Source organism: Streptomyces sp. NPDC005070 (assembly GCF_053600395.1).
Genome location: NZ_JBSFZS010000002.1, coordinates 61,667 through 85,111 on the forward strand (window position 1 = coordinate 61,667; position 23,445 = coordinate 85,111).

Consider the following 23,445-nt stretch of genomic DNA (forward strand, 5'->3'; position numbering starts at 1 on the left):
ATGCCGACGACTGCGGGATGGCGCGGCCCATGCCTTGCGGTCGTACGGCGCTGCGGTGGGTTTCTGTGGGCGCCACCTTTCCAGGGTTGCGGTCAGATCAGTCCACCAAAGAGTTCTGCCCGGTAGGCCGTGTCGTCGTCGACGGTGTCCTGCACGGCTAGAAGTGCGGGCCGGTGCCCATCGAGATCGCCGAAGGCGCGCTGAGTGTCCAGGGCTCCGTCCCGCAGCTTCCCGGAGACCATGAAGCCGATCCATGCGAGGTCGAAGACGGCGGCGATGCCGTAGGCGACCCACACCGGCGAGGCCATGGAGAGGAGCCCGCCGATCGCGACCGTGGACCACACCACGGCCCCGGCGGCTCCAGGGCTGCGAGCCGACCGGTCGACAGCCACACGCCTTACACGACCCGGGGCCCGGCCATGGCGCGCACAGGCGTCCAGATGAGCATCCGGCCCAAGCGCATCAGCCGGTGCGGTGCTCATCCGGCGGCCACGAGTTCCTTGAGCGCGACTTGTGCGGCCTCGCGGGTATGGAGCTGGTGGACGAGCTTGCAGGTGAACTGATCGCGGATTTCGCTCGGGACGCTGTCGGTCTTGGGGTCCTGGAAGCCGAACCACAGGTGCACGCCCAGGTCGCGTCCGGTCTGGATGACCGTGATCAGGTCGCGCATGCCTTCGGCCGACAGCATGGTCAGCAGCCGGGACTCGCCCATGATGATCGCCAGGTGCGGCGGCTCGGCCATTAGCGCTCCGGCTGGCGGCTCGCGGCCGATGAGGTCCCGCAGGCGGGCCTCGATGTCGGGCATCGTGTCGAGGACGGGCGACTTGCCCCGGTAGGCGCGCACCGAGGCGTCCCACTTGCCGTCCCACGCTTCCAGCGACCAGCGAGGGTTGCCGAGAGCCCACGCGGCCAGCATCCGGAGCGTGGACGACTTACCGGATCCGGTCAGGCCGACGATCATGATCTGCTGTGCCGGATCGATCCGCTCGAACCGGCCCCGCGGGCCCCGCCGAGCGACCCGGACGTACGGGCAGATCCGGGGATCTGGACTCCAGGCGAACAGGCGGATCCGGACCGGATCCGGAGTGGCCGTCAGGATTCGCTGCATCAGCGGCCGTTGGGCTTCCTCCTGAGCCTTGGCGGCCTTGCCCGCCTCGATCGCCCGGCGGGCGTCGCGGACGGCTCGGGCCTGCCTGAGCCGGGCCCGAAGGTAGAACCACCTCCTGCCGCAGCGGCGAGCGCGAGGTAGATGGTCACTCGGATGTACCCCGTCGGCCTCCAGGTACCGGACGAGGTCGGCCGTGCGGACACGGCGGCAGGGACGCCTGCCGACCCTGAGCATCAGCACGGGGAACTCGCCCCGTCGTTGCCAGTCGTACGCGGTGGCGGTGCCAATAGCCAGGGCTCGGGCCGCCCGGGCCATCGAGATGAGGGCGGGCCCGGCGCGGATCTCGTCGAGGTTGGTTAGCGCATGTGGGGCTCCTCCGGGAAGAGGACCCGCCCCAGCACACGGAAAACGACCACGGATTGTGTCGCTGGTCCGTGGTCGTTCGGTCCCTCTGCTACTCCCAGCCCACGGTTATGTATGAGGGATTTCGGGAGCGTACAGCACCTGATCTGAGCTGGGGCTTCAGCCGATTTAGCTAAACCGTCGGCAATGGGCTCTCAGGCCGCCGTCAGAGGGCTGATCAGACCGGTCCGTCAGGCACCTGATCAGACTGCTGAGGGGCCCGGGCCGAAGGGGTTACCGCGCAGCCGGAGCGTGACGGCTCAGGGCTCGGCGATGACGAAGGTGCCCTTGGCGGGGAGGGTGGCGACAAGGCCGCGCTCCCGCAGCTCGCGCACCACCCGGCGCCAGGTGCCGATGCTCGTGGAGTAGAGCGTGAGGGCTTCGCGCTCGCCGGGCAGCCGGGCCCCCAGCGGCAGGCGGCCGGAGGCGATGTCGGCGGCGACGGCGTCAGCAATGCGTACGTACTCGTACCGGGGCAGGTCGGCCATGATCCCCACCCTGACGCGGTGGGGTGCACCCGGCATCACAGGAACGCGTCCGGACGCGTTGGAACGCAATGGGACGCAGGGGGACGCGGATCGCGCTACGTTGAGCGACGAAGGACCCCGGCGGCCTGGCAGGGCCCCGGGGCGTGGCCGACGCTTCGAAGGAGCGACGACATGGCGAAGACTATGACCCCGCAGGCGACTGGTGGAGGGGCGCTGCCGCTCGACCTGGAGACCATGCGGGAGACGGCCCGGCGACTGCTGGCCGAGGACGCCGAACTGCCCACGGCCGACGAGTTGGAGACACTGACGCTCACGCTGCGCGGGCACATGATGCTGCTCGTCCCGGCGGTGGAGGACGCGGCCCGGCCCCTGCCCGAGGCCGACGTGCCCCGGGCGTGCGCGCTGGCGTGCATCGGCGAGGCGAGGATGCGCCTCGGGATGGAGCCCGGCCCCACGCTGCCCGCTGCGGTGGGTCACGCACAGCGGCTGGCCCGGTCGGTGAACGCCCTGTGCGACCACGTACAGAACCTGGACGGGGCGCAGCAGTGACCGCCCCCGACAAGGCCGCCTACCGCAGGCTGCTGGATCACGGGCAGTCGTGCCCCGACTGCCGACACGGGATGTGCCCGGTGGCCCAGCGCCTGTGGCGGATAGTCCGGGGACGGCCTGAGGCGTAGTGCGGACAGCAGGGAGCCCGGCCGGGCAGCACCCGGCCGGCTCCGTCGTGTGTGCTCTCGACCCTCAACCTGATTGTCGGCTGACCAAGTTGAGATGGCCCGTCCCGCTCAGGCGCCCTTCCGCTGTCAGCGAGGGGTGCCTCAATCTCGTGCACGACTGAAGCGCTCTCGCCTCCCGACTTGTCCATGGCGCTGGACGCACCGTAGAACGCTCCCTTGGTGGGTGAGTGGCTCCTGAGGACCAGCGTTTTGATCATGCAGCACCAGGGAGCCACTCAGACTGCCAAGTTGATCGCAGACGTGACCTCGCTGGAGATAAAGCTCTGGAACACCCAGTGGGGCGAGGAGGGCTATCTGGTCACGCTCGTGGTCGAGCCGAGCCTGTTGCCGAGATACACCTCCGAAGCACTGAAACCCATCGGGGAGGAAAGCAACTCGTGTTCCGGCCAGCGGGCAAGGACGTTGACGAGATCCGCGCCCGCCCGGAGGTTTTCCGGCTCGCCCCTGGATGGAGGGACCAGGTGAAGAGCGTCAACGGTCCCAAGCCGAGTAACCAGGGACGCAAGCCACGGTTTCAGCCGCAGCACCCGATGGAAGACCAGCTCCACGTCACAAATAGGTGGGAACTTGCTGCTGCCGCAGGGGCACTGAGCCGGTGAGGCGCGGACAGGTACGCCGGATCACTCCCAGCTCGGGCGCGGGCTTGCCAGCCTCCGGGGCGGCGGCGTCCAGGTCTCCGATCAGGAACCGGTCGGTCTCCTCCTTCGGGATCCCCACGTGCCCCTTGGGCCCGCACTGGTACCCCACGGCGTCGGCCGTGCCCTTCTTCCGGCGGGTCACGACGACCGTGCCCCCCGCCGCAGACGTCGCACTTGAGGGTCAGGCTCAGCACGTCCTTGATGGCCCCGCCGTTGTACGTCCGTCGGCCGGGGCTGGTCAACAGCCGCTGGGCCTGATCGCACAGCTCGCGGGAGACGATCGGCGTCCACCTTCCCACACCTCCGGCGTCAGGAAGCCGTTGTGCTTGCGCCGCCCGGCGTTGGCCGGGCGGAGGAGCATCGAGCGGAGCTTCTGGGGGTGAAGGTCTTCCCGTTTCTTGCCGACGACGCCTCGCGCCGCCCAGTCCTTGGCGATGGCGTACATCGGTTCCGACAAGTTGCCGCGCACGCCCACCACGCGCTTGTACAGCTCCTTGATTAGGGGGCGGGTCTTCAGGTCGGGCACCTGCGAGACCGACCGGGGGTGGCCGTCCACGACCACCCCTCGCGGACGTAGCCGAACGGCACCTGCCCTGCGGACGGCCTGCACGGGCGGCCGAGTTGAGCCCTCGCAGGGTGCGGGTCGACAGGTGCTCGTCCTCCATGTCGGCGTCCGCAATGCCGGTCACGAGGCTGTGCCGGTCGGCGTAGTTGCGTGGGCGGTCGGTCCGCCCGGTCTCGCCCTCGGAGGTCACGTGGATCCTGTACCCGCACTGTTCCCACGCATCGCGATCAGCGAGACATCCCGGCGGTCTCACGGGCGAGACGGCTGATCTCCCACAGTACGAGCACTGTGCCGGGCTCGCCGAAGGCACCGGTGCGCAGGTCCGACAGCAGACGCTCGAAGTCCTCGCGGGCCTTCTTCGCGTATTTGGACGCGGAGCCGGTGTCGGAGTACGCCTTGCCCCAGTTCCACGGGCCGTGCTCGGCCTCGGAAGCCAGGTTGTCGGCGTGCTGCTGGTGATGTTGTGGGCCGGGGGCGCGATGGTGCTGCGGACCGACGAGGACGGTGATCTCGCCGTCACCGGTGAGGGCGAAGGGCTCGGTGTGGCGCGACACTGAAGGCATGAACTCCGCACAGGCCGACGCCTACCTTCGCCGCATCGGGGCCCAGCACCCGGCATGGCCCACGTCCGATGTGCTCCGCGAGCTGCAGCTCTGCCATCTGCGGACAGTGCCGTTCGAGAACCTGTCGATCCATCTCGGAGAGGAGATCGTGCTGGAGGAGAAGAGGCTGCTGGACAAGGTGGTGGGCGCGCGCAGAGGGGGCTTCTGCTACGAACTGAACGGCGCGTTCGCGGCGTTGCTGGGGGCGCTGGGCTACGACGTGACGCTGCTCGCGGCGCGGGTGTACGGCGACGACGGGAAGCTCGGGATCCCCTACGACCATCTCGCTCTGCGGGTACGGACGGTGGACGGGGGCGACTGGCTGACCGACGTCGGGTTCGGGGCCCACAGCCACTATCCGCTGTCGTTCACGGAGCGGGGCGAACAGCGGGACCCCGGCGGAATGTTCCGGGTCGTGGAGTCGGCGCCGGACGCGGCGGGGGTGCGGGGAGCGGGCGATTCCCGGCGACTGGAGGACCTCGACGTCCTCCTGGGCGACAAGCGCCAGTACCGGCTGGAGGGACGGCCGCGGGTCCTCGGGGACTTCCGTGCCGGAGCCTGGTGGCACGGCACCTCGCCGCTGTCGCACTTCACCCGGTCGCTGGTCTGCTCGCGGGTCACCGAGGACGGGGGCCGGATCACGCTCAGCGGCCGCAAGTTCACGGTGTCGGCGGCCGACGGGACCAAGGAGGTGACGGAGCTGGTGACCGACGAGGAGGTGCTGGCCACGTACCGGGAACGCTTCGGGATCGAGCTGGACCGGGTGCCGGTGGTCAAGGAGTTCGGGTAGCCGGGGCCGGGAAGCCGCGCAGATCACACGCACCGGACCGGGATCCCGGCGTCGGCCGCGCCGGGCGTACCGGAAGATGTCCGGGTGAGCGATGTGAGACATGTACTGGTGCTGCCCGACCGTGACGCCGCGGAGGAGGCGGCGGAGGCCGTCGGTGACCGGTTCGGGCTGCTGGAGGAGCCGCAGCTCGTGCGGGACGCCCTCGCGGGCGAGGACGATGCCGAGGACGCGCAGTGGCTGGTGGTGCTGACGGACCCCGGGGCACGGCTCGACCCGAAGGAACTGGACGAGTTCGCGGCCGAATGGGACGGCTGGCACGAGGAGCCGTAGCCGGAGTCCGCCCGGGTCCGTGCGCGCCCGGCTCGACCGGGCTCTTGCGCGCCCGGCTCGACCGGGCCGCGCGCGCCGGACGGGCCGGGCCGCGCGCACCTGGGCCGGCCGAGGTTCACCGGCCCCGGTGGACCCGGCCGCGTGAACCAATCTCGGTCGATCCGGCCGCGCGAACCAGCCCCGGCGGACCCGGCCGCGTGAACCAGCCCCGGTCGACCCAGTCGCGCGAGGCCGGATCGGCGTGGGCCGCGGTACGCGGCAGCTGGTGTCAGTGGCGCGTGGGATGCTTTCCGTGATGGCCAAGAAGACCGCACAAGACGACCCTCTCGCCCCTGTCACGCTGGCAGTGGGCCAAGAGGATCTCCTGCTCGACCGTGCCGTGCAGGAGGTGGTGGCCGCCGCCAGGGCCGCCGACGCCGACACGGACGTCCGGGACCTCACCCCGGACCAGGTGCAGCCGGGCACGCTCGCCGAGCTGACGAGCCCGTCGCTCTTCGCCGAGCGCAAGGTCGTGATCGTCCGCAACGCGCAGGATCTGTCGGCCGACACGATCAAGGACGTCAAGGCGTATCTGGGGGCTCCCGCCGAGGAGATCACCCTGGTGCTCCTGCACGCGGGCGGGGCCAAGGGCAAGGCGCTGCTCGACGCCGCGCGCAAGGTGGGCGCGCGGGAGGTGGCGTGCCCCAAGATGACGAAGCCGGCGGACCGGCTGGCGTTCGTGCGGAGCGAGTTCCGGTCGCTGGGCCGGGCGGCCACTCCGGAGGCCTGCCAGGCGCTGGTGGACTCCATCGGGAGCGATCTGCGGGAGCTGGCGTCCGCCGCGTCGCAGCTCGTCGCGGACGTCGAGGGGACGATCGACGAGGCCGTTGTCGGGAGGTACTACACCGGGCGGGCCGAGGCGTCCAGTTTCACCGTGGCCGACCGGGCCGTCGAGGGGCGGGCCGCGGAGGCGCTGGAGGCGCTGCGGTGGTCGCTGTCGACCGGTGTGGCCCCCGTCCTGATCACCAGCGCGCTCGCGCAGGGGGTGCGGGCGATCGGCAAGCTGTCCTCCGCGCGGGGCGGCAGGCCCGCCGATCTGGCCCGTGAGCTCGGGATGCCGCCGTGGAAGATCGACCGCGTGCGGCAGCAGATGCGGGGCTGGACGCCCGACGGGGTCGCCATGGCGCTCACGGCGGTCGCGGAGGCGGACGCCGGGGTGAAGGGCGGCGGGGACGACCCCGAGTACGCCCTGGAGAAGGCCGTCGTGGCCATCGCCCGCGCGGCCCGCTCAGGCCGGCGTTAGCCCCCCAGGTCCTTCGCAGCACCCCCGACGATCCAGGGGCGCACTTAATCCCCCCGTGGGACACCGAATCCCCCGTGGGACACCGAATCCCCCGTGGGACACCGAAGACCCAGTGGTAACACCGAAGGCCCCGCTCGTTCTCCCGGGGAAGGGAGGAGCGGGGCCTTCGGTTCGAACCGGTGGATTCACGCCCGCGTGGCGAACGCAGATCGTGCGCGAATCCGGGGGTGTCGGGTCGGGAGCGGAGAGAGAGGGCCCGCTCGGGTCCGGCCGACGATCACGTCAAGCAGGTCAGGGTTGAGCCCCGGAGAGCTCAGCCGACTCAGCCCTGGAGGGAGGCGACCTTCGAAGCAAGCGCCGACTTCTTGTTGGCGGCCTGGTTCTTGTGGATGACGCCCTTCGCGACGGCCTTGTCGAGCTTGCGCGAAGCCTCGCGCGCCGCGACGGTGGCCTTCTCGACGTCACCCGCGGCAGCAGCCTCGCGGGCCTTGCGGATCGCGGTCTTCAGAGAGGACTTGACGGCCTTGTTGCGCAGCCGGGCCTTCTCGTTGGTCTTGATCCGCTTGATCTGGGACTTGATGTTCGCCACTGATGAGCCTTTACAGGTTCAGGCGCGTGAGACGGCACGTCTCACCCGCCGTTTGATTTTCTTGGGTGCGTCTCCTGCAGAGAGGGCACGAGACACAGCCACCCAGGCTACCAGCCCCCGCACGACCGGCCCAAACCGGCCGTGCGCCCCGGCCTGGAGATCGTTCACCGCCGCCCTGGTCAGGGCCTTCGGGACGGGCACGGCCGTCCCTCTCGCGCGGCCCACACCGGTCGCAGCCCGCCGCGCGTGGGACCATGGAATCTACGTATCGATCCGACCCGAGGCGACAGGCGCCTCAAGAGACAGGACCCTGCGTGCCCGCGACCCCTAACAATGTGCCCGAGCCGAGCCGTACCGACCCGGCTCTGATCCGCAATTTCTGCATCATCGCGCACATCGACCACGGCAAGTCCACGCTCGCCGACCGCATGCTCCAGCTGACCGGGGTGGTCGACCCGCGGCAGATGCGTGCTCAGTACCTCGACCGTATGGACATCGAGCGCGAGCGTGGCATCACGATCAAGTCCCAGGCGGTCCGGCTGCCCTGGGCGCCGACCGAGGACCCGGGCAGGACCCACGTCCTCAACATGATCGACACCCCCGGGCACGTCGACTTCACGTACGAGGTGTCCCGGTCGCTCGCGGCCTGCGAGGGCACGGTCCTGCTGGTCGACGCGGCCCAGGGCATCGAGGCGCAGACTCTCGCCAACCTCTACCTGGCGATGGAGAACGACCTCAAGATCATCCCCGTACTGAACAAGATCGACCTGCCGGCCGCCCAGCCGGAGAAGTTCTCCGAGGAGCTCGCCAACCTCATCGGCTGCGACCCCGAGGACGTTCTCAAGGTCTCCGCCAAGACGGGTCTGGGCGTCGAGGCGCTGCTCGACAAGGTCGTCGCCGAGATCCCGGCCCCGGTCGGCGTCCAGGACGCCCCCGCCCGAGCGATGATCTTCGACTCGGTCTACGACTCCTATCGCGGTGTCGTGACGTACGTGCGTGTCATCGACGGGCAGCTCAACAAGCGTGAGCGCATCCGGATGATGTCGACCGGCGCCACGCACGAGCTGCTGGAGATCGGTGTCTCGGCCCCCGAGATGAAGGCGGCCGACGGGCTCGGTGTCGGTGAGGTGGGTTACCTCATCACCGGCGTGAAGGACGTCCGCCAGTCCAAGGTCGGTGACACGATCACCACCCTGCACAAGGGCGCGACCGAGGCGCTCGGCGGGTACAAGGAGCCCAGGCCCATGGTCTTCTCGGGCCTGTATCCGCTGGACGGGTCCGATTACCCCGAGCTGCGCGAAGCCCTGGACAAGCTGCAGCTCAACGACGCCGCGCTGGTGTACGAGCCGGAGACGTCGGCGGCGCTGGGCTTCGGCTTCCGCGTCGGTTTCCTCGGGCTGCTGCACCTCGACGTGATCCGTGAGCGGCTGGAGCGCGAGTTCGGGCTCGACCTGATCGCGACCGCCCCGAACGTGGTCTACCGCGTCGAGATGGAGGACCGCAGCGAGCACACGGTCACCAACCCGAGCGAGTTCCCCGAGGGCAAGATCGACAAGGTGTACGAGCCGGTCGTGCGGGCGACCATCCTCGCCCCCTCGGAGTTCATCGGCGCGATCATGGAGCTGTGCCAGACCCGGCGCGGCACCCTGCTCGGCATGGACTACCTCTCGGAGGACCGGGTCGAGATCCGCTACACCCTGCCGCTCGCGGAGATCGTCTTCGACTTCTTCGACCAGCTCAAGTCCAAGACCCGCGGCTACGCCTCGCTGGACTACGAGCCCACGGGCGAGCAGGCCTCCAGCCTGGTCAAGGTCGACATCCTGCTGCACGGCGACAAGGTCGACGCCTTCTCCGCGGTCACGCACAAGGACGCGGCGTACGCGTACGGCGTCCGGCTGGTCGCCAAGCTGCGCGAGCTGATCCCTCGGCAGGCCTTCGAGGTGCCGATCCAGGCGGCCATCGGCTCCCGGGTCATCGCCCGCGAGACCATCCGCGCCATCCGCAAGGACGTCCTCGCCAAGTGCTACGGCGGTGACATCTCCCGTAAGCGGAAGCTGCTGGAGAAGCAGAAGGAGGGCAAGAAGCGGATGAAGATGGTGGGCTCTGTGGAAGTTCCGCAGGAAGCCTTCATCGCCGTGCTGTCCAGCGACGACAGCGGCGGTTCGGCCAAGGGCAAGAAGTAGCCACGCCGAATCCCGGAAATTCAGGGCCCGTCGCGCTCCGGCGCGGCGGGCCCTGTGCTTGTCTCAGGGGTGTGTCCTGCGGGAAGTGGCCGGGAAGTGACCTGCCGCCGCCCCTTACGCACCGGCCGGACGCGCTCTAGTCTGATCTCTGCTCGGTAGTTACTCGCGAGTTAAACAACAGCCGCAATTGAGCCAGCCGCACTGCCGCGGGCCCCGGAGGATGTCGTGAGCGACACACAGACCCTGATCGAGAACCGTCCGCCGTCCGTCGCCGCCCTCTTCCTGGAGCGCGTGGCGGCCACACCCGACGCCGAGGCATACCGCTACCCGGTACCGGCCCCGGGCGACGGGCCCGACGAGTGGAAGTCGCTGACCTGGGCGCAGTCCGCGGAGCGGGTCTACGCCATCGCGGCCGGTCTCATCGAACTCGGCGTCCAGCCGGAGCAGCGCGTCGCGCTCGCCTCCTCGACCCGGGTCGAATGGATCCTGGCCGACCTCGGCATCCTCTGCGCGGGCGCGGCCACCACGACCGTGTATCCGCAGACCAACGCCGCGGAGTCGGCGTTCATCCTGTCCGACTCCGCGAGCCGGGTCCTCATCGCTGAGGACGCCGCCCAGCTCGCCAAGGCCCGGGAGAAGCGCGCGGAGCTCCCCGAGCTCACGCATGTCGTGGTCATCGACGCGGAGGGCGTGGAGAGCGAGGACTGGGTCCTGACGCTCGCCGAGCTGGAGGCGCGCGGTTCCGCGTACCTGGAGAAGCACCCCGAGCTGATCAAGGAGCGGGTCGGCGCGATCACCGCCGACCAGCTCGCGACCCTCATCTACACCTCCGGCACCACGGGCCGCCCCAAGGGCGTCCGCCTGCCGCAGGACAACTGGTCCTACATGGCCAAGGCGATCGCCTCGACCGGCCTGCTCGGCCAGGACGACGTGCAGTACCTCTGGCTGCCGCTCGCGCACGTCTTCGGCAAGGTCCTCACCTCCGGCCAGATCGAGGTCGGGCACGTCACCGCCGTCGACGGCCGCGTGGACAAGATCATCGAGAACCTTCCGGTGGTGCGGCCGACGTACATGGCGGCCGTGCCGCGCATCTTCGAGAAGGTCTACAACGGGGTCGCGGCCAAGGCGCGGGCCGGCGGCGGCGCCAAGTACAAGATCTTCCAGTGGGCCGCCGAGGTTTCCCGCGAGTACGCGAAGGCCGGCCAGGACAACTTCCGCCGTACGGGTTCGGCCTCGGTGCCGTTCGCGCTCGGCGCCAAGCACAAGGTCGCCGACGCGCTCGTCTTCGCCAAGATCCGCGAGGCCTTCGGCGGCAACCTGCGCGCCTGCATCTCCGGCTCCGCCGCCCTCGCTCCGGACATCGGCTACTTCTTCGCCGGCGCCGGCATCCACATCCTGGAGGGCTACGGACTCACCGAGTCCTCCGCCGCCTCCTTCGTGAACCCGGGCGAGGCCTACCGCACCGGCACGGTCGGCAAGCCGCTGCCCGGCACCGAGGTGCGCATCGCGGACGACGGCGAGATCCTGCTGCGCGGTCCCGGCATCATGGAGGGCTACCACGGGCTGCCCGACAAGACCGCCGAGGTCCTGGAGGCGGACGGCTGGTTCCACACCGGCGACATCGGCGAGCTGTCCGCGGACGGCTATCTCCGGATCACCGACCGCAAGAAGGACCTCATCAAGACCTCGGGCGGCAAGTACATCGCGCCCGCCGAGGTCGAGGGCCAGTTCAAGGCCGTCTGCCCGTACGTCTCCAACATCCTCGTGCACGGCGCCGACCGGAACTTCTGCACCGCGCTCATCTCCCTCGACGAGCCGTCCATCCTCGACTGGGCCAAGGACAACGGTCTGGAGGGCAAGTCGTACGCCGAGGTCGTCGCGGCGCCCGCCACCATCGCCCTCGTCGAGGATTACGTGAAGGAGCTCAACGCGGGCCTGCAGCGCTGGCAGACGATCAAGAAGTTCCGTCTGCTGCCCCGTGACCTGGACGTCGAGCACGGCGAGATCACTCCGAGCCTCAAGCTGAAGCGCCCGGTCGTCGAGAAGGCGTACAAGCACCTGATCGACGAGATGTACGCGGGCTCCCGCGAGGCGTAGCCGGCCCAGGCACCCGGCTTCCGGCCCCGATCCGCGGGGGCCGGGAGCCGGGATGCTCTCTCCTATCCGTCCCGCCTCCGCCGCATCCTGCTCAGCAGTTCGTCCATCCGCCGTATCTGGTCGCGGAGTCCGGGCACGTCGGGGGCGGTGCCCGCCGCCAGGTCCGTGTCCATTCTCCCCAGGCGGGCGGCGAGTTCGTCGAACTGGTCCTGTTCGCGGTCGAGCAGGCACTCCAGTTGGCGGTTCTTGCGGTGCAGGTCGAGGAAGACGCTGACCTTGGCGCGCAGGACCCAGGGGTCGAACGGTTTCGTCAGATAGTCGGCGGCACCCGTCGCGTAGCCGCGGAAGGCGTAGCCCGCGTCGGCGTCGGTGCCCGTCAGGAAGATGATGGGCACGTCCTTGGTCCGGTCGAGCCGTTTGATGTTCGCGGCCGTCTCGAATCCGTCCATGCCCGGCATGCGGATGTCGAGCAGGACGACCGCGAACCGCTGCCGCATCAGGGCCTTCACCGCCTCCTCGCCCGAACGCGCGCGCACCAGCGGCTCGTTGAGGGAACGCAGGACGGCCTCCAGCGCGAGCAGGTTGTCCTCCATGTCGTCGACGAGGAGGATGCTCGCGCCCTCGTCGGTCGTCGTCTCGGCGCTCATGATGACGGTGCCTCACTCGGTCCGTGGGTTTCTCGGTGCCTCGCGGGTCCGGCGGCCGGTCCATGACCCGCCCGGAGCCTGTCCGACCATTCCCGTCTGCCCGGCGACGCCGTGCACGCACCCTCGCCGCGCCGAAGTCGCCGTCCCGTGCCGTCGGCGTCGGCGTCGTGTCGGGCGGTGAAAGCGGATCGGATGCTCGATTCTGTCCGGCTTCGAACACATCCATACCACTGTTCTCACTCTTGACGGCCCACTTCGGTGACTCGGCGCTTATGAGCGCCGCCAGTCTGTCACCCTGGCCGCATCGACCGAGGTGTCTTCGTCCGAACTGCCCAGGGAGCCGCACAGTGGGGGCCATTCCGACGCAACGGGAGTCCACGGCGTGCGCACCGGACGTGCTCGCGCACCACCCCACCGGCCGGGACGTCGTGTCACGTACATCGCTGCCGGGCACTCCGCTCGCTCCCGCGGCCGCGCGCCGGTTCCTCCGTGACACGCTCCTGAGCTGGGCCGAACTGGCCCTGCCCGGCGCCGAGATCATCGACGACCGGCTCACGGAGGACGCGTCCGTCGTGGTCAGCGAACTCGTCACCAACGCCGTCGTGCACGCGGGCACCGACGTCGAGCTGCTGTGCCGCCTGGAGTGCCCGGCCGACGGCCCGCCCGGCCCGCTGGTCGTCGAGGTCTCCGACCGGCATCCCTCGCGCGCCATACGGGAGGACAGCGCCGAACCGCCTTACGGGACACCGGAGTACGGGCGGGGCCTGCGCCTCGTCTCCGCGCTCTCCGAGGCCTGGGGGATCACCTATCGTCCGGGCGTCAAGACGGTGTGGTCCAGGCTGCTGGCCGACGGGACCGCCGGGGCCGCCGGGGCTCTGCCCGGGGTGGGCGTCTTCACGGACGCCGACGACCCGCGCCGGCCGGGCCGCTTCGACGACGCGGGCGGGCTCCCGGTCCCGGGCGGTCTCCCGGGACCGGGTGGATTCACGGACCCCGACGGGCTCCCCGGCGCGCTCGTGGGAGCGGGCGGATTCACGGACGCCGACGGGTTCGCGAGTGCGCTCCCCGACGGGTTCGCCGGGGCCGACGGTCTCACCGGTGCCGCGGCCGGTCCGGATCCGGCCGGGGCCGGGGCCACCGGGTACACCGAGGGGCTGGTCCCGGGGTACGGGCCCGTTGCCGGCGGCGAGCCGTATCGCGCCGTGTCCGCCCCGGGGGCGGACCGGAGCACCGCGCGGGCCCACGACTGGCTCGACCGGGGTGCCCTCTCCTTCCTCGCCGAGGCCTCGGACCTGCTCGCGGGACAGCTCGACGAGGACCTGGTCGCCGCGCTGGCCGGACAGCTCCTCGTCCCGCGCCTCGCCGACTGGTGCGCCGTATGGCTGGAGGACGAGGCCACCGACCGGGCGGGCGGGCTCGGCCTGGCCCTCGGCCCCCGCCTCGCCCGGGTCTGGCACGGCAGCGAGAACCTGATCGAGGGCCTGCGCCAGGCCCTGGAGAAGGACCCGCCGCGGCTGCCCGACGCGGTGCGCTCGCGTGCCGTCCCGGTGCCCTGGCCCGGCGGGGCGCTGGGCGCCCGCGGGGCGAGCGGGGCGGCGCTCGCGTACCGGCTGATCGCGGGCGGCCGGCCGCTGGGCACACTCGTCATCGGGCGGGCCGGACCGCCCGCCTTCCCCGACGAGGTCACCGGGCTCGTCGAGGACCTCAGCCGCCGTATCGCCCTGGCCATCGGCGCGGCCCGCCAGTACGCGCGCCAGGCCACCATCAGCCGGGTGCTGCAGCGCGGGCTGCTGCCGGGCGCGGTCGCCGAGATCCCCGGGGTGCGCAGCGCCCTCGTCTACGAACCGCTCGACAAGGGCGGGCCGAGCGGTGACTTCTACGACGTGTTCCCGGCGGGCGACGGGCGCTGGTGCTTCGCGGTCGGCGATGTCCAGGGCAAGGGGCCCGAGGCCGCCGTCGTGATCGGCCTGGCCCGGCCCTGGCTGCGGCTCCTCGCCCGCGAGGGCTACGACGTCGCGGACGTCCTCGACCGTCTCAACCAGCTCCTCCTCGACGACGCGACGGAGGCGGCGGACGCGGCGGCCCGCGCGCTCGTGGCCGCGGGCGGACCCGGGCTCGGCACCGACCTCGGCCCGCAGACGCGCTTCCTGTCGATGCTCTACGGCGAGCTGGTCCCCTTCGAGGGCGGAGTGCGCTGCACCCTGGCCTCGGCGGGGCATCCGCTGCCGCTGCTGCTGGGTCCCGACGGCGACGTACGGGAGATGGCCCGGCCACAGACCCTGCTCGGCGTCTTCGAGGACCCCGAGTACACCGCGGAGTCCTTCGAGCTGTACCCCGGAGACACGCTCCTGTGCGTCACCGACGGAGTGACGGAGCGGCGCGACGGGTCCCGACAGTTCGACGACGAGGACGGTCTCGCGCACGCCCTCGCGGGCTGCGCGGGCCTGAACGCCGAGATGATCGCGGAACGGATCCGCGCCCTGGTCCACGCCTTCGGCCCCCGCCCGCCCGAGGACGACATGGCCCTGCTGGTATTGCAGGCCGAGTAGCGGGGTCCGCAGCGCACCGGACACGTCCACCCCGGGCGTGCTGGACAATGGAACGCATGCCTTCCGCACTTCCCGACGGTGAGCCCGTCCCCGACGACGGGGCGCTGCCCGCGCACGCCCTGGCCGGGGCCGCCGAGCGGCCCCTCGGGTTCTACCTCCACGTTCCGTACTGCGCGACCCGCTGCGGCTACTGCGACTTCAACACCTACACGGCGACCGAGCTGCGGGGCACCGGCGGTGTGCTCGCCTCCCGCGACAACTACGCGGACACCCTGACCGACGAGATCCGGCTCGCCCGCAAGGTCCTCGGCGACGACCCCCGCCCGGTCCGCACGGTCTTCGTCGGAGGCGGTACGCCCACGCTGCTGGCTGCCGACGACCTCGTACGGATGCTGGGCACGATCAGGGACGAGTTCGGCCTCGCGGACGACGCCGAGGTCACGACGGAGGCGAACCCCGAGTCGGTGGATCCCGAGTACCTCGCGACCCTGCGCGCCGGGGGCTTCAACCGGATCTCCTTCGGCATGCAGAGCGCCCGGCAGCACGTCCTGAAGGTGCTCGACCGCACCCACACCCCGGGCCGTCCCGAGGCCTGTGTCGCCGAGGCCCGCGCGGCCGGCTTCGCACATGTGAACCTGGACCTGATCTACGGCACGCCGGGAGAGTCGGACGACGACTGGCGGGCGTCGCTCGAAGCGGCCCTCGGCGCGGGACCCGACCACGTCTCCGCGTACGCGCTGATCGTCGAGGAGGGCACGCAGCTCGCGCGCCGCATCCGCCGCGGCGAGGTCCCCATGACGGACGACGACGTGCACGCGGACCGCTATCTCATCGCGGACGAGGTGATGTCGGCGGCGGGCTTCGAGTGGTACGAGGTGTCGAACTGGGCCACCGCCGGCTCGCCGGACAGCCGCTGTCTGCACAACGAGCTGTACTGGCGGGGCGCCGACTGGTGGGGTGCGGGTCCCGGCGCGCACAGCCACGTCGGCGGTGTTCGCTGGTGGAACGTGAAGCATCCGGGTGCGTACGCGGCGGCTCTGGCCGAGGGCCGCTCCCCGGGGGCCGGCCGTGAACTCCTCTCCGGCGAGGACCGCAGGGTCGAGCGGATCCTCCTCGAACTGCGGCTGCGCGAGGGCTGCCCGCTCAGCCTGCTCCGCCCCGACGGCCTCGCGGCCTCCCGCCGCGCGCTGTCCGAAGGCCTCCTCGAAGCCGGCCCGTACGACGCGGGCCGCGCCGTCCTCACCCTCCGGGGCCGCCTCCTCGCGGACGCCGTGGTCCGCGACCTGGTGGACTGAACAGCGGGGATCCTGATCCGGAGGTCATCCGAAGGACATCCGAAAGACACCGCTGCCGGACCTGGGTCACCGCCGCCGGACCCGGTCACCGGCGGCCACCGGCCGCCGGTCCGTCACTCCGGTGCCGTGACGAAGTCGATCAGTTCCTCCACCCGGCCCAGCAGGGCCGGTTCCAGGTCCTTGTAGGAGTGGACCCGGGACAGGATGTGCTGCCAGGCCGCGCCGGTGTTCTCCGGCCAGCCCAGGGCCCGGCACACGCCCGTCTTCCAGTCCTGGCCGTGCGGGACCCGGGGCCAGGACGGGATGCCGACGGAGGACGGCTTCACGGCCTCCCAGACGTCGATGTAGGGGTGGCCGAGCACCAGGGCGTGCTCGCTCGTGACCGCCTCCGCGATCCGGGACTCCTTCGAACCCGGGACCAGGTGGTCCACGAGGACGCCGAGCCGGGCGTCCGGGCCCGGGGAGAACGCGTCGACGACCGCCGGGAGGTCGTCGACGCCCTCCAGGTACTCCACGACCACGCCCTCGACGCGTAGATCGTCGCCCCAGACCCGCTCGACCAGTTCGGCGTCGTGACGGCCCTCGACGTAGATGCGCCCGGCGCGTGCGACCCGGGCGCGGGCGCCGGGGACCGCCACCGAGCCGGACGCCGTGCGGCTCGGGCGCACCGGCGCGGAGGCCGCCGGGCGGACCAGGGTCACCACCCTGCCCTCCAGCAGGAAGCCACGCGGGTCCAGCGGGAACACCCGGTGCTTGCCGAAGCGGTCCTCCAGGGTCACCGTGCCCGCCTCGCAGCGGATCACCGCGCCGCAGAAGCCTGTGCCGGGCTCCTCGACGACCAGACCCGGGTCCGCCGGGACCTCGAGCACGGGCTGGGACTTCTTCCACGGCGGGGTCAGGTCCGGAGAGTACTGGCGCATTCGGATGACGATAGGAGAAGCTCGGCGACGCTCACCGCGACACGCCGAAACGCCCGGCCAGGGCGTCCCGTTGGGACCGTACGAACGCGGCGTCCACCACCGCCCCGTGCCCGGGGACGTACAGCGCCTCCTCGCCGCCCAGCGCGAGCAGCCGGTCGAGAGCCGCCGGCCAGCGCGACGGTACGGTGTCGGGGCCCGCCTGCGGCTCGCCCGACTCCTCGACGAGGTCGCCGCAGAACACCACCGGCGGGTCGCCCGGCACGACGGCCACGAGGTCGTGGGCGGTGTGGCCCTCGCCCGTCCGGACCAGCCGGACCCCGATGCCGCCGAGATCCAGGTCCCAGGTGCTCCGGACGAAGCGGTGGGGCCGTACGAGGGTGTCGGCCGCCTCCTCCGCCGCCCGCGGGTCGAGACCGTTGCGCACCGCGTCCGCGCACAGCTCCTCGCGGCCGCGCCCGTACACCTCCGACGAGCCGCCGGCGGCGAAGACCTCCACGCCCGCGAAGGCGGCCGCGCCGAAAACGTGGTCGAAATGCGGGTGGGTGAGCGCGATATGGGTCACACGCGCGCCGGTCAGAACCCGCGCGTCGGCGCGTAGCGCGGCGCCCTCCGCGAGGCTCGACCCGGCGTCGATCATCAGTGCCGCCCCCTCGCCGACGACGAGCCCCGCCGTGCAGTCCCAGTCCGGAAGCCGCCGTCGCCCCACCCGGGGTGCCACCCTTTCCCACCCGAGCTCTTCCCAAGTCAGCCTCATGCGGCGACGCTAACGGTGACCGGGTGCCGTGCACGACATCGCAGGACCGCCCTTGCCCGGGGCATGCCTCACCGCCGTACACTGGGCCGGGGAACGTTGGCACTCGCGTGCGCTGAGTGCCAGGCGAATGCCACGAAGGCCACGAAGGCCACGAAGACCACCGAGTCGACTTCTGGAGGTGCGCGATGCTCAGTGAACGCAGGCTCGAGGTGCTGCGCGCCATCGTCCAGGACTACGTGGGCACCGAGGAGCCGGTCGGTTCCAAGGCGCTCACCGAGCGGCACCGTCTCGGCGTCTCGCCGGCGACCGTCCGCAACGACATGGCGGTCCTGGAGGACGAGGGGTACATCGCCCAGCCGCACACCAGTGCCGGGCGCATCCCCACGGACAAGGGGTACCGCCTCTTCGTCGACAAGCTCGCGGGCGTCAAGCCGATGACCGCGCCCGAGCGCCGCGCCATCCAGAACTTCCTGGACGGCGCCGTCGACCTGGACGACGTCGTCGGCCGGACCGTGCGGCTGCTCGCGCAGCTCACCCGGCAGGTGGCCGTCGTGCAGTACCCCTCGCTGACCCGTTCGACCGTGCGCCATGTGGAGCTGCTGTCGCTGGCTCCCGCGCGGGTGATGCTCGTGCTGATCACGGACACCGGCCGGGTCGAGCAGCGCATGATCAACTGCCCGGCGCCGTTCGGTGAGACGTCGCTGGCGGACCTGCGGGCCCGGCTCAACAGCCGGGTCGCGGGGCGTCCCTTCGCGGACGTCCCGCAGCTCGTCCAGGACCTCCCGGAAGCCTTCGAGGCGGAGGACCGGGGTACGGTCTCGACGGTGCTCTCCACCCTGCTGGAGACACTCGTCGAGGAGACCGAGGAGCGCCTGATGATCGGCGGTACCGCCAATCTCACGCGATTCGGACATGACTTCCCTCTCACCATCCGGCCGGTGCTCGAAGCGCTTGAGGAGCAGGTCGTGCTCCTCAAGTTGCTTGGAGAGGCCGGGGATTCGAGCATGACCGTGCGAATCGGGCACGAGAACGCGTATGAGGGACTCAACTCCACGTCCGTGGTCTCCGTCGGCTACGGTTCGGGCGGCGAGGCAGTAGCCAAACTCGGCGTGGTCGGCCCGACCCGCATGGATTACCCGGGAACGATGGGAGCGGTACGAGCGGTGGCACGGTACGTCGGACAGATCCTGGCGGAGTCTTAAGTGGCCACGGACTACTACGCCGTACTCGGCGTGCGCCGCGACGCGTCCCAGGACGAGATCAAGAAGGCGTTCCGGAGGCTCGCTCGCGAGCTGCACCCGGACGTCAATCCCGATCCGAAGACGCAGGAGCGGTTCAAAGAGATCAACGCCGCGTACGAGGTGTTGTCGGACCCGCAGAAGAAGCAGGTCTACGACCTCGGCGGCGACCCGCTGTCCCAGCAGGGCGGCGGTGGCGCCGGTGGCTTCGGCCAGGGCGGCTTCGGGAACTTCTCGGACATCATGGACGCGTTCTTCGGCACGGCGTCGCAGCGCGGACCGCGCTCGCGCACCCGCCGGGGCCAGGACGCCATGATCCGTCTGGAGATCGAGCTCGACGAGGCGGCCTTCGGCACCACGAAGGACATCCAGGTCGACACGGCCGTCGTCTGCGGCACCTGCAACGGCGAGGGCGCCGCGCCCGGCACCGCCGCGCAGACCTGTGACATGTGCCGCGGCCGCGGCGAGGTGTCCCAGGTGACGCGGTCCTTCCTGGGCCAGGTCATGACCTCGCGGCCGTGTCCGCAGTGCCAGGGTTTCGGCACCGTCGTCCCGACCCCGTGCCACGAGTGCGCGGGCGACGGCCGGGTCCGCTCCCGTCGCACCCTCACGGTCAAGATCCCGGCCGGTGTGGACAACGGCACCCGCATCCAGCTCGCGGGCGAGGGCGAGGTCGGCCCCGGCGGCGGCCCCGCCGGCGACCTGTACGTGGAGATCCACGAACTGCCGCACTCGACCTTCCAGCGGCGCGGCGACGACCTGCACTGCACGGTCACCATCCCGATGACCGCGGCGGCCCTCGGCACCAAGGTGCCGCTGGAGACGCTCGACGGCATGGAGGAGGTCGACATCCGTCCGGGCACGCAGTCCGGCCAGTCGATCCCGCTGCACGGCCGGGGCGTCACGCACCTGCGCGGCGGCGGCCGCGGCGACCTCATCGTGCACGTCGAGGTCATGACGCCGACCAAGCTCGACCCGGAGCAGGAGCGGGTGCTGCGCGAGCTGGCATTGATGCGCGGCGAGGAGCGGCCCACCGGTCAGTTCCAGCCCGGACAGCAGGGGCTCTTCTCCCGGCTGAAGGACGCCTTCAACGGCCGCTGATCCAGGCGGGGCACGGGGCCCGAAGCGCCCCGTGCCCTCCACGTCGGAGGCCGTATCCGGCCGGACGACCGGATTCGGACTTGTCCGGGGGACGTGACAACATGCCGTCATGTCCTCCGCGCTGACCGATCTCTTCCCTCACCCGATCGTGCAGGCCCCCATGGCGGGCGGAGTCTCCGTCCCGCAGCTCGCGGCCGCCGTGTCCGAGGCCGGCGGGCTCGGCTTCCTCGCGGCGGGGTACAAGACCGCCGACGGCATGTACCAGGAGATCAAGCAACTGCGCGGGCTGACCGGCCACCCCTTCGGCGTCAACCTGTTCCTCCCGCAGCCCGAGCACGCGGACGCCGCCGCCGTCGAGGTGTACGCGCACCAGCTCGCCGGCGAGGCCGCCTGGTACGAGACCGAGCTCGGGGACCCGGACAGCGGCCGCGACGACGGCTACGACGCCAAACTCGCCGTCCTCCTCGACAAGCCGGTGGCGGCGGTCTCCTTCCACTTCGGCATCCCGAAGCCGGAGGTGCTCGCGTCGCTGCGGCGCGCCGGCACCCTCACCCTGGTCACCGCCACCACGGCCGAGGAAGCCGTCGGTGTGGAGCGGGCCGGCGCCGACGCGGTCGTCGTGCAGGGCATCGAGGCCGGCGGACACCAGGGCACCCACCGGGACAACCCCGAGACGGACGGCACGGGCGTCGGCCTGCTCACGCTGGTCGCGCAGGTCCGCGAGAGGGTGGGGATCCCGGTCGTCGCGGCCGGCGGCATCATGCGCGGCAGCCAGATCGCCGCCGTCCTCGCCGCGGGCGCGGACGCGGCCCAGCTCGGCACCGCCTTCCTCGCCACCCCCGAGTCCGGCGCGAGCGCCGTGCACAAGCAGGCGCTGACCGACCCCCTCTACGTACGTACGGAGCTCACGCGCGCCTTCTCCGGACGCCCGGCGCGGGCGCTGGCCAACCGCTTCATGCGCGAGCACGGCCCGTACGCCCCCGCCGCCTACCCCGAGGTCCACCACCTCACCGTGCCGCTGCGCAAGGCGGCGGCCAAGGCGGGCGACGCGCAGGGCATGGCACTGTGGGCGGGGCAGGGCCACCGCATGGCCCGCGACCTGCCCGCCGGGCAGCTCGTGGAGGTACTGAACGCAGAAATCGCGGCCGCCGAGACAGCGTTGTCGGCCGTCGCCGAGATCCCGGAAGAGGGTGCGGCCCGATGACGGCACCGGTGTTCCTGGTCGAGCACTTCGACACGGACGGCGAGGGACGCCATGTCCTCGACGGACCCGAGGGACGGCACGCCGTCTCCGTGAAGCGGCTGCACAGCGGTGAGGACGTCGTGCTCACCGACGGGGCCGGGCGCAGGGCGGAGTGCGTGGTCCTCGGCACCGAGGGCAAGGACCGGCTGATCGTGCGGATGGGCACGGTCACCGAGGAGGCGCCCGAGGAGCCGCGCATCACGGTCGTCCAGGCCCTGCCCAAGGGGGACCGGGGCGAGCTGGCCGTCGAGACCATGACCGAGACCGGCGTCGACGCGATCGTCCCGTGGGCCGCCTCCCGCTGCATCACGCAGTGGAAGGGCGAGCGGGGTCTGAAGGCGCTCGGCAAGTGGCGCGCCACCGCCCGGGAAGCCGGCAAACAGTCCCGGCGCGCACGCTTCCCGGAGGTCGCGGACGCGATGACGACCAAGCAGGTTGCCGCACTTCTCGCCAAAGCCGATCTCGCCGCCGTGCTCCACGAGGACACCGCCCTCGGCACCGAGTCCTTCGCGACCGCCGCGCTGCCCGCCTCCGGTGAGATCGTCCTGGTGGTCGGCCCCGAGGGCGGGATCTCCGCAGACGAGGTCGCCCTCTTCACCGAGGCCGGCGCGAGGACCTTCCACCTGGGGCGCACGGTGCTGCGCACCTCGACGGCCGGGACCGTGGCGACCGCACTGCTGCTGGCCCGCAGCGGCCGCTGGTCCTGACCCGCCCGCCGTCGGCACGACCTGACATCCGCGCATCGAACGAGGAGCCCATGGAACTCGCTCAGGTACGACTGCTCGTCTCCGACTTCGCCACCTGCTACCGGTTCTACTCCGAAGTCCTCGGCCTCAAGCCCCAGTCGGGCGCGGCCGACGGACCGTACGAGAAGTTCAGTCCGGTCACCGGGTCGGCGGGCATCGCCCTCCAGGACCGGGCCATGATGACGGACATACTGGGTGAGCTCGGCGACGCCGTGACCGGACACCGGTCGCTGGTCGTGCTGCGGGTCGACGACCTCGACACCTACTGCGAGCAGGTCGTCTCGCGCGGCGCGACCCTCCTGCACGGCCCGGCACCCATGACGGACCGGATGCGCGTCGCCCACCTCAAGGACCCCGAGGGCAACCTGGTGGAACTCCAGGAGTGGCTGCTGATGCTCGGCTGACGACAGGTCGGAAGCCGTCCGGGGCCGGGGGAAGCGGGAACCTTATGGCCTCCCCGGCCTGCCGGGCAACACCTTCGGGTGGTTGTGCCCCCGATGGCCGCATGCGGTCTACCGCGCGTCGCCACGCGGTGGCACGCTGCCGTCCATGGGGGCTTCGAGGTATTTCCGACACCGGACGAGGCGCGGGCGGATCCTGACGGCCGTCGGGCTGGGAGCGGCCGGAGTGTTCGCCGTGACCGGGTGCGAGCCCGTGGACGGACTCAGCACCGCGACCGTGGCCTACACGACCGACCAGAAGGCCACCAGCGAGCTGAAGAACCGGCACGTGGACGTGAGGTGGCTCACCTGCACCGCGAGCCTGGGCAACGCGGGCAAGGCCTACACGCCGGGGAAGTCGCACGCGCCGAGCGAGAACACCGTGGCGACCGTCGACTGCCAGGGCCAGACCGGCGACGGCCGGGCCATCACCGTCAAGGGCAAGGTCACCCGCGCCGTCAACGGCGCCTGCGTACGCGGCGATCTGCGCGCCACCGTCGGCGGAAAGCAGATCTTCCACGTCAAGGGCCTCGGCGACTGCGGTGCCGGACCCACCCCGCCGGTCACCTACCGCCCCACCGACGGGCAGCCCAACCCCACCGTCACCGTCACCGTGACGAAGACGATGTGGTGCAAGGGCGACCCCACCTGCTGGCCCTCGCAGGGCAAGTGACCTGCCGGACCGTACGCGGATCAAGTGA

At 71.2% G+C, this 23,445-nt stretch carries 25 protein-coding genes; 15 read left to right on the forward strand and 10 right to left on the reverse strand.

The window, feature by feature from the left end:
* Positions 1-92: 92 nt before the first annotated feature.
* From ACWEBX_RS01050 to ACWEBX_RS01060, 3 genes are all read right to left on the reverse strand, one after another.
* Positions 93-347, reverse strand: a complete 255-nt coding sequence (locus ACWEBX_RS01050) for a hypothetical protein (RefSeq protein ID WP_451882794.1) — start codon at positions 345-347, stop codon at positions 93-95.
* A gap of 131 nt (positions 348-478) precedes the next feature.
* A complete protein-coding gene (locus ACWEBX_RS01055; protein ID WP_451882795.1) occupies positions 479-1,423 on the reverse strand; it encodes a hypothetical protein in 945 nt (314 codons plus the stop codon).
* A gap of 347 nt (positions 1,424-1,770) precedes the next feature.
* Entirely contained in the window at positions 1,771-1,998 is a 228-nt protein-coding gene (locus tag ACWEBX_RS01060; RefSeq protein WP_451882796.1) for a GntR family transcriptional regulator, read from the reverse strand.
* A 171-nt stretch (positions 1,999-2,169) separates the two neighbouring features.
* Here ACWEBX_RS01060 and ACWEBX_RS01065 point away from each other — a divergent pair, with 171 nt between their 5' ends.
* Together ACWEBX_RS01065 and ACWEBX_RS01070 are read left to right on the forward strand one after the other, a co-directional pair.
* The gene (locus ACWEBX_RS01065; protein WP_451882797.1) at positions 2,170-2,547 is read left to right on the forward strand and encodes a DUF6415 family natural product biosynthesis protein; all 378 of its coding nucleotides are present in this window, start codon (positions 2,170-2,172) and stop codon (positions 2,545-2,547) included.
* 347 nt (positions 2,548-2,894) lie between these two features.
* Positions 2,895-3,200: a hypothetical protein gene (locus ACWEBX_RS01070; RefSeq protein ID WP_451882798.1), complete on the forward strand. Its 306-nt coding sequence runs from the start codon at positions 2,895-2,897 to the stop codon at positions 3,198-3,200.
* An 84-nt stretch (positions 3,201-3,284) separates the two neighbouring features.
* On the opposite strand, the gene ACWEBX_RS01075 is transcribed toward ACWEBX_RS01070, so the two are convergent.
* The 3 genes from ACWEBX_RS01075 to ACWEBX_RS01085 form a co-directional block, all read right to left on the reverse strand.
* Positions 3,285-3,515, reverse strand: coding sequence for a hypothetical protein (locus ACWEBX_RS01075; RefSeq protein WP_451882799.1), 231 nt, complete (start codon positions 3,513-3,515; stop codon positions 3,285-3,287).
* Positions 3,516-3,611: 96 nt separating this feature from the next.
* Positions 3,612-3,929, reverse strand: coding sequence for a hypothetical protein (locus ACWEBX_RS01080; RefSeq protein ID WP_451882800.1), 318 nt, complete (start codon positions 3,927-3,929; stop codon positions 3,612-3,614).
* Between the two features lie 236 nt (positions 3,930-4,165).
* Positions 4,166-4,501, reverse strand: coding sequence for a recombinase family protein (locus ACWEBX_RS01085; RefSeq protein WP_451882801.1), 336 nt, complete (start codon positions 4,499-4,501; stop codon positions 4,166-4,168).
* On the opposite strand from ACWEBX_RS01085, the gene ACWEBX_RS01090 reads away from it, so the two are divergent.
* From ACWEBX_RS01090 to holA, 3 genes are all read left to right on the forward strand, one after another.
* The gene (locus tag ACWEBX_RS01090) at positions 4,500-5,330 is read left to right on the forward strand and encodes an arylamine N-acetyltransferase family protein (RefSeq protein ID WP_451882802.1); all 831 of its coding nucleotides are present in this window, start codon (positions 4,500-4,502) and stop codon (positions 5,328-5,330) included. The genes ACWEBX_RS01085 and ACWEBX_RS01090 overlap by 2 nt on opposite strands.
* A gap of 84 nt (positions 5,331-5,414) precedes the next feature.
* A complete protein-coding gene (locus ACWEBX_RS01095) occupies positions 5,415-5,660 on the forward strand; it encodes a hypothetical protein (protein ID WP_261702666.1) in 246 nt (81 codons plus the stop codon).
* 295 nt (positions 5,661-5,955) lie between these two features.
* The gene (holA, locus tag ACWEBX_RS01100; protein WP_451882803.1) at positions 5,956-6,942 is read left to right on the forward strand and encodes a DNA polymerase III subunit delta; all 987 of its coding nucleotides are present in this window, start codon (positions 5,956-5,958) and stop codon (positions 6,940-6,942) included.
* Between the two features lie 322 nt (positions 6,943-7,264).
* Here holA and rpsT read toward each other — a convergent pair whose 3' ends face one another.
* Entirely contained in the window at positions 7,265-7,531 is a 267-nt protein-coding gene (gene rpsT / locus ACWEBX_RS01105; RefSeq protein ID WP_451882804.1) for a 30S ribosomal protein S20, read from the reverse strand.
* 314 nt (positions 7,532-7,845) lie between these two features.
* On the opposite strand from rpsT, the gene lepA reads away from it, so the two are divergent.
* Together lepA and ACWEBX_RS01115 are read left to right on the forward strand one after the other, a co-directional pair.
* Positions 7,846-9,714 carry a translation elongation factor 4 gene (gene lepA, locus ACWEBX_RS01110; protein ID WP_451882805.1) on the forward strand — a complete coding sequence of 623 codons (1,869 nt, stop codon included), beginning with the start codon at positions 7,846-7,848 and terminating at the stop codon, positions 9,712-9,714.
* A 225-nt stretch (positions 9,715-9,939) separates the two neighbouring features.
* Complete coding sequence (locus ACWEBX_RS01115; RefSeq protein ID WP_451882806.1) at positions 9,940-11,811, forward strand: AMP-dependent synthetase/ligase; 1,872 nt, start codon at positions 9,940-9,942, stop codon at positions 11,809-11,811.
* 62 nt (positions 11,812-11,873) lie between these two features.
* Here the strand turns inward: ACWEBX_RS01115 and ACWEBX_RS01120 are convergent, their stop codons facing one another.
* Entirely contained in the window at positions 11,874-12,458 is a 585-nt protein-coding gene (locus ACWEBX_RS01120; RefSeq protein WP_451882807.1) for a response regulator, read from the reverse strand.
* Between the two features lie 347 nt (positions 12,459-12,805).
* Between ACWEBX_RS01120 and ACWEBX_RS01125 the strand changes: the two genes are divergently transcribed.
* Both ACWEBX_RS01125 and hemW read left to right on the forward strand, forming a co-directional pair.
* On the forward strand, positions 12,806-15,007 hold the full coding sequence (locus tag ACWEBX_RS01125) for a SpoIIE family protein phosphatase (RefSeq protein WP_451882808.1): 2,202 nt from the start codon (positions 12,806-12,808) through the stop codon (positions 15,005-15,007).
* A gap of 56 nt (positions 15,008-15,063) precedes the next feature.
* The gene (gene hemW, locus ACWEBX_RS01130) at positions 15,064-16,302 is read left to right on the forward strand and encodes a radical SAM family heme chaperone HemW (protein ID WP_451882809.1); all 1,239 of its coding nucleotides are present in this window, start codon (positions 15,064-15,066) and stop codon (positions 16,300-16,302) included.
* Between the two features lie 113 nt (positions 16,303-16,415).
* Here hemW and ACWEBX_RS01135 read toward each other — a convergent pair whose 3' ends face one another.
* On the reverse strand, positions 16,416-17,222 hold the full coding sequence (locus ACWEBX_RS01135) for a DUF3097 domain-containing protein (protein WP_451882810.1): 807 nt from the start codon (positions 17,220-17,222) through the stop codon (positions 16,416-16,418).
* 31 nt (positions 17,223-17,253) lie between these two features.
* Positions 17,254-17,976, reverse strand: coding sequence for an MBL fold metallo-hydrolase (locus ACWEBX_RS01140; RefSeq protein ID WP_451882811.1), 723 nt, complete (start codon positions 17,974-17,976; stop codon positions 17,254-17,256).
* Between the two features lie 185 nt (positions 17,977-18,161).
* On the opposite strand from ACWEBX_RS01140, the gene hrcA reads away from it, so the two are divergent.
* From hrcA to ACWEBX_RS01170, 6 genes are all read left to right on the forward strand, one after another.
* On the forward strand, positions 18,162-19,178 hold the full coding sequence (gene hrcA / locus ACWEBX_RS01145) for a heat-inducible transcriptional repressor HrcA (protein WP_037618735.1): 1,017 nt from the start codon (positions 18,162-18,164) through the stop codon (positions 19,176-19,178).
* Positions 19,179-20,315: a molecular chaperone DnaJ gene (gene dnaJ / locus ACWEBX_RS01150; protein ID WP_451882812.1), complete on the forward strand. Its 1,137-nt coding sequence runs from the start codon at positions 19,179-19,181 to the stop codon at positions 20,313-20,315.
* A gap of 109 nt (positions 20,316-20,424) precedes the next feature.
* Positions 20,425-21,519, forward strand: a complete 1,095-nt coding sequence (locus tag ACWEBX_RS01155) for a nitronate monooxygenase (RefSeq protein WP_451882813.1) — start codon at positions 20,425-20,427, stop codon at positions 21,517-21,519.
* The gene (locus ACWEBX_RS01160) at positions 21,516-22,265 is read left to right on the forward strand and encodes a 16S rRNA (uracil(1498)-N(3))-methyltransferase (protein ID WP_451882814.1); all 750 of its coding nucleotides are present in this window, start codon (positions 21,516-21,518) and stop codon (positions 22,263-22,265) included. Before ACWEBX_RS01155 ends, ACWEBX_RS01160 begins: the two co-directional genes overlap by 4 nt.
* 50 nt (positions 22,266-22,315) lie before the next feature.
* A complete protein-coding gene (locus tag ACWEBX_RS01165; RefSeq protein WP_451882815.1) occupies positions 22,316-22,708 on the forward strand; it encodes a VOC family protein in 393 nt (130 codons plus the stop codon).
* Between the two features lie 145 nt (positions 22,709-22,853).
* Positions 22,854-23,417, forward strand: coding sequence for a hypothetical protein (locus ACWEBX_RS01170; RefSeq protein WP_451882816.1), 564 nt, complete (start codon positions 22,854-22,856; stop codon positions 23,415-23,417).
* Positions 23,418-23,445: the final 28 nt, after the last annotated feature.